Consider the following 12,744-nt stretch of genomic DNA (forward strand, 5'->3'; position numbering starts at 1 on the left):
CGTTGCAGCTCGAACCTGGCCATTGAGTACCGATTGCTTTGCAGCGGGCCTCGATGCGCACTTCTCGCCCGAACAGGAAGTTCCCCATGGAAAAGAACAGCGAACTCGACCAGGCCACCCTGCGCCTGATCGTCAGTGCCTGCGCGTTGTTGTATGTCCTGGCGCTGATTGCGCTGCACCCGGCCAGTGCCGCGAACTACTACGCCATCGTCACCTATATCGTCACCTTCATCGTCGCTTCGGTGTTTCTGCGCATGGCGATCAAGCGCTGGGCGGGGCACTTCTTCTGGCGTCGGCTGTTGTCGATGCTGCATGACTATGTCGGCACCGGCTTCGCCATGGCCCTGGGCGGCGAATATGCCTTGCCGATCTACGCCGTGCTGCTGTGGGTGACCCTGGGCAATGGCATGCGCTTTGGCTCGCAGTACCTGGCGATTGCCACGGTGATCGCGCTGGCGACGCTGATGGCGGTGTTTCTCTTCGACCCTTACTGGCGCGCCCAGCCGTTCGTCATGCTGACCCTGTGCGTGACCACCATCGTGGTGCCGGCCTACGCCCACGTGTTGCTCAAGCGCACCCGCGTGGCCTCGCAGGAAGCGATTGCCGCCAACCAGGAGAAGTCGCGCTTCCTCGCCCAGGCCAGCCATGACCTGCGCCAGCCGATCCACGCCATCGGTCTGTTCACCGCCTGCCTGCGCGATGCCCGTCTGGGTCAGGACGAACTGCGTCTGGTGGACAACATCGACCGCTCCCTGCACACCGTCTCGCAACTGTTTCGCTCGATTCTCGACCTCTACACCCTCGACAACGGCCGTCTGCAACCCGAGGCCCAGGCGGTCGACCTCGGCGCGCTGCTGGAGGATGTGCTCAGGCAAAACACCGAGGCGGCGCGCTGGGCGGGTGTCGAACTGCGCCTACGGCCCTGCCGGTACTGGGTCTGGGCCAATCCGGGGCTGCTCACCACCATGGTGCAGAACCTGCTGTCCAATGCGCTCAAATACGCCCCTGGCAAGCCAGTGCTGATCGCCGTGCGCCGCCAGGGCAACAGTCTGGCGGTGGTCATCCACGACAAAGGCCCGGGCATCGCCGAAGAACACCTGCCGCAACTGTTCAAGGAGTTCTATCGCGTGCGCCAGGTGCGCGACAAGGATGTCGAGGGCCTGGGCTTGGGCTTGCCCATCGTGCAGCGCATCGGCCAGTTGCTCGGGCTTGCCGTGACGGTGGACTCACGCGTGGGCCGCGGTACGCGGGTGAGCATTCGCGGTTTGCAGCGCATCGAGCCAAGGAAGCCGGTGGTACGCCCGCCAAGCGTGCCCGAGCAACTGCGCGGCCTGCGCGTGTGCCTGGTGGACGACGATGCCAGCGTACTGCGCGCGACCTCGGCGCTGCTGGAGAAATGGGGCTGCGTGGTGGAGGCGCACAGCGATGGCCTGAACGTCACCAGCGGCTGCGACATCATCATTGCCGACTTCGACCTGGGGACGAAGATTTCCGGTGCCGAGTGCATCGCGGCGATTCGTCAGCAGCGCGGTTGGCAGGTGCCGGCGATGATCATGACCGGCCATGAAATCGAGCGTATCCGCCGCCTGGTCGAGAGCCTCGATATCTGGGTGCTGGCAAAGCCGGTGCGGCCACCTGAATTGCGCGCGGTGCTGCTCGAGCAGGTCAAGGTGATGGCCGAGCAACGCGCGCCAATGCCGTGAAGGCGTGAGCGCGGTAGAGCACCGCGCTCGCAGCCAGGAGGGCTGAAGGGCGGCCAGAACGGCCGCCCGGAAGGGTCAGAAGCGAACCGTGACGCCTGCGTTCACCGAGTGGAAGCGCGTGTCGCTGCCGAACTGACCCTGGTACGACAGGTCGAGGTCGGTCTGGCTGTTCAGGCGCATTTTCGCCCCTACTTCGGTCAGTGCCACATTGCGCGTCTGCGCGATGCCCTGCACTTCGAAGTTCGGGCCGCCGGCGAAGGACTGCTCGTTGCGCGGGTCCAGGTCGCCGTAGGCACGGCGCCAGCCCAGCGAGCCGTACAGGTCGGTCTGGTGGTCGGCGATGCTGGTGCGGGTCGAGGCGCGCAGGCCTGCAGTGGAGAACCAGGTGTCCTGCTTGTCGCTGGACACGCGCAGCCGCGCCGCGCCGCCTTTCTCGCGGAAGCTGTCGGCGTCGTACTTGACGTAGGACACACCGATGAACGGTTCCAGTGCCACCGCGCCAAGGCCGATGCGGTAGGCCGCCTCGCCACTGGCCTGCAAGGTGCTGGCATCGCGCTTGCCCTTGAGGTGGTCGCTGAAGCCGGCGAAGGCCACGTTGCGCTTGCTTTCCAGCTCATGCCAGGTGTAGCCGACATCTGCGCTCAGGCGCAGGGCGTCGAACTGCGCACCGGTGTAGGCACCGAGGTGGTAGTTGTCGCTGTTGCCCTTGGCGTCGCGGTCGTCGGCGTCGAACTTCGAACGGCTGTAGCCGCCGTAGACACCGGCGCTCCAGTCCTGGGTGATACGCCCGTCGGCACCGATCAGCACACCACCGGTGCGCTGCTTGAGGCCGCTGACGCCGTTGTTGCCGTCCAGGCGCGACCAGTTGCCGAAGGTCTGTACCCAGGCGCCGTTGTGCCCTGACGAGGCCTCGGGCGCCAGGTTCGAAGCGCCCACCGGCATGCTGATGCGGCCGTTGTCGAGCAGGCTGCGGGTGCGCGTGCCGAGTACCCCGGAGACCACCTGGCTGTTGGCGATCAGCGCGGTCGAGGTGCTGCTGTGGTAATCGCCGGAGAGTTGATCGATGGCGTTGCGGGCGCTGTCGGCATCGAGGATCAGCAGGTTGTTGTACAGGCGCAGCTGCGCGCCGCTCTGGCGCAGCTGGCTCAGCGCACCGGCGGTGTTCCATTGGTTGCCGGTGCGGGCGACGGTCTGGAAGATGCCGGGCTTGCCGCCGGTTTCTGGCGGCTGGACCGGTGGTTGTACCGGTGGTTCGGGCTCTACGGGCGGCTCGACCGGTGGCTCGGGTTCAACCGGCGGGGTCACCGGTGGCTCGACCGGCGGTTCTGGTTCTACGGGCGGCTCCACGGGTGGTTCGACCGGTGGCTCAGGCTCGACCGGCGGCTCGACAGGAGGCTCCACGGGCGGCTCGACCGGCGGTTCCGGCTCGACCGGTGGCTCTACCGGTGGCTCGACTGGCGGTTCTGGGGTGGTGTCCTTCTGTGCGATGACCAGGTTCAGGTCGTTGTCGGTGCGCTTGAGGCTGACGTTGAGGAACGCCGAGTTGCTGAAGGCTTCGGCGTAGGCCTTGCCTTCTCTGTCGATTGCAACGATGCCGTCCTTGGCCGACAGCAGGGTGTAGGTCTGGCCGGTGGTGTAGCTTTGCGCGTCGTTGAGGGTGGTGACGTCCACGCGGGTGCCGCGCAGGGTCGCAGCGCCTGTGACGTTGACCCGGTCCGAGCCACCGTTGCCGGCGATGTCGGCGGCGTAGCGCGAGCCTTCATCCATGTCCAGGTTGCCGTTGATGGTCAGGGTGCCGATCTTGCCTTCGCCTGGCGACAAGGTACCGCCAGCGAACACTTGGGTGGCGCCGACCTGGCCGGTACCGGCCAGCACACCGCCGGCCAGTACCTGGCCGCTGTTGCTGTAGGTGCCAGACTGCGTGTCGTGGCCGATCTTGCCGTTGACCACCAGGGTGCCGTTGCCGACGCTGAAGGCCGACGTGCCGCGCGGGTTGCTTTGGTCGATATCGCTGTCGAGCACCAGGCGACCGCCGCGCACGATGGTGCCGCCGGACAACCCGCTCAGGTCGCCGCTCAGGGTGGTGTCGCCGCTGAAGCTGTACAGCCGGCCCGCGCCGCTGATTTTATTGCTCAGCTGCAGTTCGCCGGTGTGGTTGAAGGCAATGGCGCCGGTCGCAGGTCCAGTGCCGAAGCGCAGGTCGCTGGCCGGATCGATACGCCCCGCGGCGCGGGCGGCACCTGCGGTGAGGGCATCGTACTCGGTGCGGTTGTCATCGCGGGTGACCTCGCCGCCAAACGCCAGGGTGCCGTGGCCCGACGACAGGGTGCCGGTCTCGACGGAAATGTCGACGCCCTCGGTGCTCTTGAGCAGGGCGCCGTCGGCCAACATCAGGTTGGCGGTACGAATGGTGTCGCCCAGCTTCAGCGTGCGCGTCTCAAGGCGCGTGTCTTCACCGGTCAGGGTGATGTTGGTGTTGCCGCCGACCACGCCACCGCCCAGTTGCATGGTGTCGCTGGCCAGTACCGCGCCGTTGCTCAGGGTCAGGTCGTGACGGCTGCGGAAGTTGCCGCTGTTGTCCCAGCGCGTGCCTGCACCGGACATCTCGGTGATCGACACCATGGCCACCTGGTCGCTCTTGATCCGCCCACCGTTCTGCAGGTTGATCCGCGTGTCGTAGACGAACGTGCCGCCCGAGCGCAGGTTCACCACATCGACCAGCGAGTCCTTGCCGTCGACCAGCAGATTGGCCCGCGAATCGCCGTCGCCGGCATTGCCGTTGTCGCCCAGTTGCAGGTCACGCACCGACACTTCACCGCCGTTGAGCACGTTCAACGTGCCCTGCGCCGCGCCACCGATCAGCACGGTGTTGCCCAGTACCGCGTTGTTGCGCGGTGTGACCCAGCGGCTGCCGGCACCTTCGACCACCAGCACGCCCATGGCGATCGGCGCGTTGTTGTCGGCGCGACCGCCGATGCGCCCGCCCTGGCTGGTGGCGGTGGCGCCGTTGTTGATGGTCAGGGTCGAGGTCAGGCCGGCGTTGGGGATCACCGAGATGCTGTCGTAGCCGCGGTCGCTGCTCCAGGTGTCAGCACCGTTGTTGAGCACGTAATGTTCGGCGGCATGGGCATTGGACAACGCTCCCAGCGTGACCGCCAGGGCCAGCGGGGAAAGTGTGAAAAGGGGCTTCATAGCGACTCCAGATACTCCGTAGAGGCCACGCACGCGGCGGCGCGCCGGGCGTGGGCGTTTCCATTCTGAGAATTGTCAACAGAGGGAGTATCGGGAGGGGGTAGGGCGATGGGAATAGTACACATGTGCTAACGCGCGGCACGAGGGCAAGGCCCTGGGCGGCGGCAGTCAGGGCATTTCAGCCGACTGCCGCCGCCGTTGCGTCAGGCCTTGGCCGCCTCGGCCTCGCGCAGCATGAACAGTCGGTACAGCACCACGGTGCTGAACAGTTGCAGGAAGCCGCTGAGGCTGTCGAGCAGCAGCCCCACGCCAGGCTGTGGCTGCGGGAAGGCCATCAGCAGCAGGCCGTCGAGCAACCACAGTGGCGCGACCACCGCGAGCATGCAGGTCAGGATGCGCATGAAATGCCCGGTGGTCAGGCTCGCGCTTTCGCGCATCGACTCCATCACCGAGCGCCCGCGCAGCACCAGCAGGAATTCGGCGAATGCCAGGTTGATCATGATCCACACGCCCGGGAAGATCAGCAGCATCAGGCCGGCCATTATCAGCAGCGAGCTGATCAGAATCAGCAAGGCCATCTTCGGCCACAACTGTACGGCACGCGCCAGCAGGTCGCGCTTGGCGATGTCCTGCCCGCTACTGCGGGTATCGAGGTAAAGGATCAGCGCCGCGGTGTACAGCGGGTAGAACACCAGGCTGGTGAGCATGGCGTAGGTCGGGCTGGCCTGATCGCCCAATTGTTGCAGCAACAGTTGGCCACAGAAGGCCTCGAGCACCACCACAGGCAGGCACAGCTGGGCGATGCCGAGCAGGTGCAGGCGGAAGAAATACAAGGAGTCGCGCAGAACGCTGTAGGGATTCATCAGTCAACATCGCATGGCCGGAAAGCAGGGCGCCACTGTAGCCCAGAGCGCTGCGCGGCTGAAGAAAGTTTCATCGCCGCGGTGCTTGAAGCGCTGCGTCAGACCCCCCATCTTGATCGCGTCCGATGTCCTGTTCGCGCCCATGAGGTAGCCCCGATGAACACTGAAGAACAACGTTTGATCGATGGCCTGTTCGGCCGCATCCGCCAGGCCGAGGACCCGGCCCAGCCGCGCGATGCCCAGGCCCAGGCGTGCATCGAAGAGCACCTGCGTCAGCAGCCGGCCGCGCCGTACTACATGGCCCAGGCGATTCTGGTGCAGGAAGCGGCGCTCAAGCGCCTGGATGAGCAGAACAAACAGCTCCAGGCCGAGCTGCAACAGGCCAAGGCCGAATCCCGCGACAGCAGCAACGCAGGCGGCGGCGGTGGTGGTTTCCTCTCTAGCCTATTCGGCTCCAACAACCGCCAGGCCGCGCCGTCGTCTGCCGCTGCAGCCCCGTCTCAGGCGCCAGCACGACCGGCCAGCCAGGCGCCCAATGGCGGCGGCTGGCGCGACGGCCCGCAGAGCGCCGCGCCCGCCGCTGCCCAGGCCGCCCCGGGCGCCCCGGCAGCCGCACCTGCACGTGGCGCTGCCGGCAGTTTCCTTGGCGGCGCCATGCAAACCGCCGCGGGCGTGGCCGGTGGCGTGCTGCTGGCCCAAGGCATCAGCAGCCTGTTCAGCCACGGTTCGCAGCCTCAGGAAGTGGTGGAAGTGATCGAAGAGGCCCCGGCGCCGGCCAGCGAGCAAGGCGGCTGGCACGACCAGGATGGCCAGCAGCAGGTGGCCGACAATGCCGACTACGGCAACGATCAGGGCGGCTTCGCCGATACCGATTACGGTAGCGACGATGGCGGCTTCTTTTCCGACGACGACTCGTTCATCTGATGCCTCTGGCATACTCCGCGACTTAGCCGCCAGGCCGGGTCGCCTACAGGAGTGATGATGAAGAAGATCGCGCTGTTCGCCGACGTGCAGAACCTCTATTACACCGTGCGCCAGGCGCACGGTTGCCATTTCAACTACGCCGCGCTGTGGGCCGAGGTCAGTGCCGAGGGTGAGATCGTCGAGGCGGTGGCCTACGCCATTGACCGCGGTGACCCCAAGCAGCGGCAGTTCCAGCAGATTTTGCGCAACCTCGGTTTCGACGTGCGCCTCAAACCCTATATCCAGCGCAGCGACGGTTCGGCCAAGGGCGACTGGGACGTGGGCATCACCCTCGATGTGGTCGATGCGGCGAGCCGGGTCGACCAGGTGGTGCTGGCTTCCGGTGACGGCGACTTCGACCTGCTGTTGCAGCGGGTGATCGAGCGTCATGGCGTGGAAGCGGTGGTATACGGCGTGCAGGGTCTGACCGCGATGTCGCTGGTGCGCGCCGCCAGCCGCTACGTGCCGGTGGAAGGAAGACTGCTACTGCGCAACTGAAAGGGCTGTAGCACGAAAAAGTGTGCAGGTGATTTAGTTGCGTATTGTTACGGAGCCTAGGTAATACCGCGCCGTACACTGGGCTACCCGTAAACGGATTTCGAGTGTCAGTCATGTCCGCCCCCCGTCGTTTCCCGCTGCTGTTGATCGGCGCGTTCTTTGCCCTGTATGTCGTCTGGGGCTCCACCTACCTGATGATTCGCATCGGTGTCGAATCCTGGCCACCGATGCTGATGGCCGGGGTGCGCTTCGTCATCGCCGGCGCGCTGCTGTACGGCTTTCTGCGCTGGCGCGGCGCCCCGGCGCCGAACTGGCCGCAGTGGCGGGCGACCGGGGCGATCGGTTTTCTGCTGCTCAGTTGCGGCAATGGCGGCGTGACCCTGGCCGAGCACGCCGGGGTGTCGTCCGGCGTCGCCGCGCTGGCGGTGGCCACGGTGCCGCTGTTCACCTTGCTCTTCGGCCTGCTGTTCGGCTACCGCAACTCGCGCCTGGAATGGGCCGGCATTCTTCTGGGCCTGGCCGGCATCGGCCTGCTCAACCTCGGCTCCAACCTGCAAGCCAGCCCCATGGGCGCGGTGCTGATCCTCTTCGCTGCGGCTGCCTGGGCGTTCGGCTCGGTGTGGAGCAAGCGCCTGCCGCTGCCCCAGGGCACCATGGCGGCGGCCTGCGAGATGCTCTGGGGTGGCGCCATCCTGCTGTTGGCCAGCGCCCTGAGCGGTGAACGCATGACCCAGGCGCCCAGCGCCGCGGGTTGGGGGGCGTTGATCTACCTGATTCTGTTCGGCTCGATTCTGGCCTTCAGCGCCTACATGTACCTGCTCAAGCACGTGCGTCCGGCGGCGGCCACCAGCTACGCCTACGTCAACCCGGCCGTGGCGGTGCTGCTCGGCATCGTCTTCGCCGGCGAGCAGGTGGGCGTCGAGGAATGCCTGGCCATGGCGGTGATCATCGGCGCGGTGGTGCTGATCGGCCTGCCGCAGTGGCGGCGTGCGCCGGTGGTGCCGGTCGAGGGCAAAATGTGCAAGTAGGGCAGGGCGTTGCGGTAAACTTGCCGGCTTCGCTGAACCCCTGACGGTATTGCCATGACTTTCGCCACACTCGGCCTGATCGAACCGCTGCTGCGCGTCTTGCAGCAGATGGACTACACCACCCCCACGCCGATCCAGGCCAAGGCCATTCCTGCCGTCCTGGCCGGCCGCGACCTGATGGCCGCGGCGCAGACCGGCACCGGCAAGACCGCAGGTTTCGGCCTGCCGTTGCTGCAGCGTCTGGCGATGGAAGGGGAAAAGGTCGCCAGCAACTCGATCCGCGCGCTGGTGCTGGTGCCGACCCGCGAGCTGGCCGAACAGGTTCACGCCAACCTGCGTGCCTACGGCGAACACCTGCCGGTCAGCACCTATGCGGTGTATGGCGGGGTCAGCATCAATCCGCAGATGATGCGCCTGCGCCGCGGTGTCGACCTGCTGGTGGCGACCCCAGGGCGCCTGCTCGACCTGTTTCGCCAGAACGCGCTGAAGTTCGGTCAGGTGCAGACCCTGGTGCTCGATGAAGCCGACCGCATGCTCGACCTGGGCTTTGCCGAAGAGCTGCAAGCGGTGTACGCCGCCTTGCCGCGCAAGCGCCAGACGCTGCTGTTCTCGGCGACCTTCTCTGAGCAGATCCGCCTGCTCGCGGGCCTTGCGCTGAACGACCCGCTTAGCATCGAAGTCAGCCCGCGCAACGTCACCGCCAGCACCGTCAAGCAATGGCTGGTGACGGTCGACAAGAAGCGCAAGGCCGATCTGTTCTGCCACCTGCTGCGCAAGAAGCGCTGGGGCCAGGTGCTGGTGTTCGCCAAGACCCGCAACGGCGTCGACCAACTGGTCGAGCGCCTGCTGGGCGAGGGCATCAAGGCCGATGGCATCCACGGCGACCGCCCCCAGGCCACCCGCCAGCGCGCGCTGGACAGCTTCAAGCAGCGGGAAATCCAGGTGCTGGTGGCCACCGATGTCGCCGCCCGTGGCCTGGACATCGATGATCTGCCGCTGGTGGTCAACCTCGACCTGCCGATCGTCGTCGAAGATTACGTGCACCGCATTGGCCGTACCGGCCGTGCCGGCAACAGCGGCGAGGCGATCTCGCTGGTGTGCGCCGATGAAGTGCAACTGCTGGCCGCCATCGAAGTGCTGACCCGCCAGACCTTGCCGCGGCATGACGAACCCGATTTCATTCCCGACCACCGCGTGCCGCAGACCGATGCCAGTGGCCAGGTGATCAAGAAACCGAAGAAGCCGAAAAAGCCCAAGGAATCGGCTGCCAAACGCGGTCTGGGCAAGTGGATGGACAGCAGCGGCTCGGACGCGCCGGCGGTCAAACCGGTGCGCAAGGTGCCCAGTTTCAATGGTGGGCCGCGCAAGAAGGGCAAGTCCTGAGCTAACCCTTTTGACCGATGGAAACAGGGCCCTAAATTCATTCAACACGTAACACCGTAAAGAGGACCAACCGATGAGGCCCATCCGCCTTGACCGTTTCTGCATGGGGCTGCTGGCCCTGTTGCTGTGGGTCGCCACGCCCGCCTGGGCGGCCACTGCCGATCCGGCGCCGCGCCCGGCGGTGGTCGAGCAGCAGAGCCTGGAGGACAACGCCAGCCTCGAGCAGCTCGGCGCGCGCCTCGATCAGGTGCGCCAAGGTGTCACCAGCAGCGCCAACGATGACCTGCTGTCACAACTGCGCCAGGCCGCCTTGCAAGTGCAGCGCCAGGCCGCCGACCTCGCCACCCAGCGCAGCACCGACGTGCAGCGGGTCGCCGATCAACTGAGCGTGGTCGGCCCGCCCCAGGCCGATGAACCCGACACCCTGACCCAGCAGCGCAAGCAGCTCACGGCCCAGCAAAAATCCCTGCAAACCGAGCAGAAGCAGGCCAGCGACCTGACCCAGTCGGCGCGAGACCTGTCGACGCAGATCGTCAACCTGCGCCGCAGCCTGTTCAACTCGCAGATCACCAGCCGCGCCGCCAGCCCGCTGAGTCCGGCGTTCTGGTCGAGCCTGATCCAGCCCACCGATGAAGACGTGGCACGCCTCGGTGCCCTGCGCAGCGATGCCGCCGACGCCGTGGCCAGCGCGTTCAGCGCCGAGCACCGTTGGCTGTTCCTCAGCAGCCTGCTGGCCGCCGTACTGGTGTGGACGCTTGGTCGCCGCCTGCTGGAAAAGGCCCTGGCCTACCTGGTGGTGCGTTGGCTGCCGGAAGGACGCCTGCGCCGCAGCGCCCTGGCTTTGGGCGTCAGCCTGGCGACCCTGAGCACCATCGGTGGCGCGGTGTCACTGGTGCGCTGGGGCCTGGAAACCAGCGCCGAACTCAGCACCGATCTGACCAGCCTGACCGATCACATCCTCACCCTGGTGGTGTTCAGCGCCTTCATCGCCGGGCTTGGCCGCGCCATGCTGATGCTGCAACGCCCGTCCTGGCGCCTGCCGCCGATCCCCGATGAAATCGCCAGTGCTCTGGGTTGGTTCCCGCAGGCGCTGGCCCTGGCGCTGATGCTGCTGCTCACCGTCGAGCGCATCAACAGCGTGATCGGCACCAGCCTGGCGCTGACCCTGGCCAGCAACGGCCTCACCGCGCTGGTGGTCTCGGGCCTGTTCCTGGGCGCACTGGTGCGCTACCGCCGCAGCCGCCGGCTGCACGACCTACCGCGTCCATCGGGGCTGGCCGGGCTGATTCCGTTCGTGATGCTGGTGTGGGTGCTGGTGATCATCGTCGCGCTGCTCACCGGCTTCCTGACCCTGGCCTACTTCCTCACCGCCAAGCTGCTGTGGATCAGCGTGGTCGCCACCTGCGCCTACCTGATGGTCACGGTGTTCGGCGACCTCTGCGAAAACCTGCTGTCGCCGCGTCAACCCGGTGGCCTGGCGTTGGCTTCGGCACTGGGGCTGCAACACCGCCACCAGGCCCAGGCCAGCACCATTCTTGCTGGCGTGGGTCGCACGCTGATGCTGTTCATCGCGGCGATGTTCGCCTTCCTGCCGTCCGGCACCAGCCCCGGCGAACTGCTGATGAGCCTGGGGGAATGGGACGGCAGCGGCGGTAAGGTGCTCGGCAACCTCAACCTGGTGCCCACCGACATCTTCCTCGCCGTGGCGATCTTCTTCGGCGGGCTGTTCGCCATTCGTGTGGTCAAGCGCTGGCTGGGCGAACGCCTGCTGCCGGACACCGACATGGACGCCGGCATGCGTGCCTCGCTGGTGACCCTGGTCGGCTATATCGGCTTCCTGTTCCTCGCATCACTGGTGATGTCGACCCTGCACATCAACCTCACCAGCCTGACCTGGGTGGTCAGTGCGCTGTCGGTGGGTATCGGTTTCGGCTTGCAGCAGATCGTGCAGAACTTCATTTCCGGCCTGATCTTGCTGACCGAACGGCCGGTCAAGGTCGGCGACTGGGTGAGCCTGGCCGGGGTCGAGGGCGACATTCGCCGGATCAACGTGCGCGCCACGGAAATCCAGATGTCCGACCGCTCGACGGTGATCGTGCCCAACTCGCAGTTCATCTCGCAGAACGTGCGCAACGTGACCATGGGCAATGCCCTGGGCGTGGTCGGTATCACCCTGACCCTGCCGCTGGACACCGATGCCAACAAGGTTCGCGAACTGCTGCTGAACGCTTACCACGAGCACGAAGGCATTCTCGACGCGCCGGCGCCGTCGGTGAGCTTCAAGGACATCACCGCCGCCGGCATGGTGTTGTCGGTGAGCGGCTACGTGGCTGGCCCGCGGCAAGTCTCCGGTGCCCGTAGCGACCTGCTGTTCACCATCCTCGGCCGCCTGCGCGAAGAAGGCATCGCCTTGTCGTCGCCGCAGAGCATGTTGCTGTTGCAGGACGGCACGCCGGCCGCCGACCCCTCGGAGTAACGCGCGGTATGGATGACAACGGCCCGTTTCGACGGGCCGTTGTCGTTCAGGGCGTGGTAGTGAGGGCGGGCGAGGGTGGCTGCAACGCATGCCCCAGCAACGCCTGACCGGTACGCGCCGCATGCGCAGCGCCTATCAGCATGCCCACACCGGGCGCGCCTGCACTGGCCAGGCAGTATTCGTCGAGAACGTCTTCGATGCTCTGGAGCAATTGCGCGGCGTAGGCCAGGGCATCCTCTGGGCTGAGGTCGCTGTGGATGGACAAGTAGGGGGTGTGGATGAGTTTGCGGGGCGGGTCGGGGATGGGATTGTTCATGACAGAGCTCCAAGTAGTGAACAGGAGCTACCAAACAGATTCCTCTCACAAAATCAGGGTGGCAGCCGTTCGCGGTGTGAGAGACCGGCGAGCCCTGGAAATTCCGGCCAGGCCGAAGCCTGCCCGCGAACGGCTGCCATAACACTGGCATTTGGCATAGCCGGGCTCTGACACCCCATCGCCAATCGGGGCGACCTGGGGAAGCTAGTCCCTATGAACTTGTCCGGCAATATTGAAACGGCTGCAGCGTCGGTAGGATAAATCTCTAGCGTCAGGACCTGAAGCATTCGCAGAAACATTCGGAATTCTCTGACACTTCGTC

General features: G+C 66.0%; 9 protein-coding genes. 6 read left to right on the plus strand and 3 right to left on the minus strand.

Annotated elements, in window-relative coordinates; all coding sequences use genetic code 11:
• Window positions 1-86 precede the first annotated feature (86 nt).
• Window positions 87-1,703: an ATP-binding response regulator gene (locus H618_RS0110715; protein ID WP_028695065.1), complete on the plus strand. Its 1,617-nt coding sequence runs from the start codon at window positions 87-89 to the stop codon at window positions 1,701-1,703.
• Between the two features lie 75 nt (window positions 1,704-1,778).
• On the opposite strand, the gene H618_RS0110720 is transcribed toward H618_RS0110715, so the two are convergent.
• Both H618_RS0110720 and H618_RS0110725 read right to left on the minus strand, forming a co-directional pair.
• On the minus strand, window positions 1,779-4,895 hold the full coding sequence (locus H618_RS0110720) for an autotransporter family protein (RefSeq protein ID WP_081673757.1): 3,117 nt from the start codon (window positions 4,893-4,895) through the stop codon (window positions 1,779-1,781).
• Between the two features lie 203 nt (window positions 4,896-5,098).
• On the minus strand, window positions 5,099-5,758 hold the full coding sequence (locus tag H618_RS0110725) for a YciC family protein (protein ID WP_028695067.1): 660 nt from the start codon (window positions 5,756-5,758) through the stop codon (window positions 5,099-5,101).
• 156 nt (window positions 5,759-5,914) lie between these two features.
• Between H618_RS0110725 and H618_RS0110730 the strand changes: the two genes are divergently transcribed.
• From H618_RS0110730 to H618_RS0110750, 5 genes are all read left to right on the plus strand, one after another.
• Window positions 5,915-6,682, plus strand: a complete 768-nt coding sequence (locus tag H618_RS0110730) for a DUF2076 domain-containing protein (RefSeq protein ID WP_028695068.1) — start codon at window positions 5,915-5,917, stop codon at window positions 6,680-6,682.
• A gap of 57 nt (window positions 6,683-6,739) precedes the next feature.
• Window positions 6,740-7,219: an NYN domain-containing protein gene (locus tag H618_RS0110735; protein WP_028695069.1), complete on the plus strand. Its 480-nt coding sequence runs from the start codon at window positions 6,740-6,742 to the stop codon at window positions 7,217-7,219.
• A gap of 113 nt (window positions 7,220-7,332) precedes the next feature.
• Window positions 7,333-8,247 (plus strand): drug/metabolite exporter YedA, encoded by a 915-nt coding sequence (gene yedA, locus H618_RS0110740; protein WP_028695070.1) that lies wholly within the window; start codon window positions 7,333-7,335, stop codon window positions 8,245-8,247.
• 54 nt (window positions 8,248-8,301) lie between these two features.
• Window positions 8,302-9,630 carry an RNA helicase RhlE1 gene (rhlE1, locus tag H618_RS0110745; RefSeq protein ID WP_028695071.1) on the plus strand — a complete coding sequence of 443 codons (1,329 nt, stop codon included), beginning with the start codon at window positions 8,302-8,304 and terminating at the stop codon, window positions 9,628-9,630.
• Between the two features lie 73 nt (window positions 9,631-9,703).
• A complete protein-coding gene (locus H618_RS0110750) occupies window positions 9,704-12,106 on the plus strand; it encodes a DUF3772 domain-containing protein (RefSeq protein WP_028695072.1) in 2,403 nt (800 codons plus the stop codon).
• A gap of 46 nt (window positions 12,107-12,152) precedes the next feature.
• Here the strand turns inward: H618_RS0110750 and H618_RS0110755 are convergent, their stop codons facing one another.
• Window positions 12,153-12,422 (minus strand): hypothetical protein, encoded by a 270-nt coding sequence (locus H618_RS0110755; protein ID WP_028695073.1) that lies wholly within the window; start codon window positions 12,420-12,422, stop codon window positions 12,153-12,155.
• Window positions 12,423-12,744 lie beyond the last annotated feature (322 nt).

It is taken from the genome of Pseudomonas cremoricolorata DSM 17059 = NBRC 16634 (assembly GCF_000425745.1).
Lineage (GTDB): Bacteria > Pseudomonadota > Gammaproteobacteria > Pseudomonadales > Pseudomonadaceae > Aquipseudomonas > Aquipseudomonas cremoricolorata.

Bases quoted from the DNA above. Each gene is read 5' to 3' on its own strand.
- H618_RS0110755 (WP_028695073.1), bottom strand. From the start codon at position 12,422: ATGAACAATCCCATCCCCGACCCGCCCCGCAAACTCATCCACACCCCC.
- yedA (WP_028695070.1), top strand. From the start codon at position 7,333: ATGTCCGCCCCCCGTCGTTTCCCGCTGCTGTTGATCGGCGCGTTCTTT.
- H618_RS0110715 (WP_028695065.1), top strand. From the start codon at position 87: ATGGAAAAGAACAGCGAACTCGACCAGGCCACCCTGCGCCTGATCGTC.
- H618_RS0110750 (WP_028695072.1), top strand. From the start codon at position 9,704: ATGAGGCCCATCCGCCTTGACCGTTTCTGCATGGGGCTGCTGGCCCTG.
- H618_RS0110730 (WP_028695068.1), top strand. From the start codon at position 5,915: ATGAACACTGAAGAACAACGTTTGATCGATGGCCTGTTCGGCCGCATC.
- rhlE1 (WP_028695071.1), top strand. From the start codon at position 8,302: ATGACTTTCGCCACACTCGGCCTGATCGAACCGCTGCTGCGCGTCTTG.
- H618_RS0110735 (WP_028695069.1), top strand. From the start codon at position 6,740: ATGAAGAAGATCGCGCTGTTCGCCGACGTGCAGAACCTCTATTACACC.
- H618_RS0110720 (WP_081673757.1), bottom strand. From the start codon at position 4,895: ATGAAGCCCCTTTTCACACTTTCCCCGCTGGCCCTGGCGGTCACGCTG.
- H618_RS0110725 (WP_028695067.1), bottom strand. From the start codon at position 5,758: ATGAATCCCTACAGCGTTCTGCGCGACTCCTTGTATTTCTTCCGCCTG.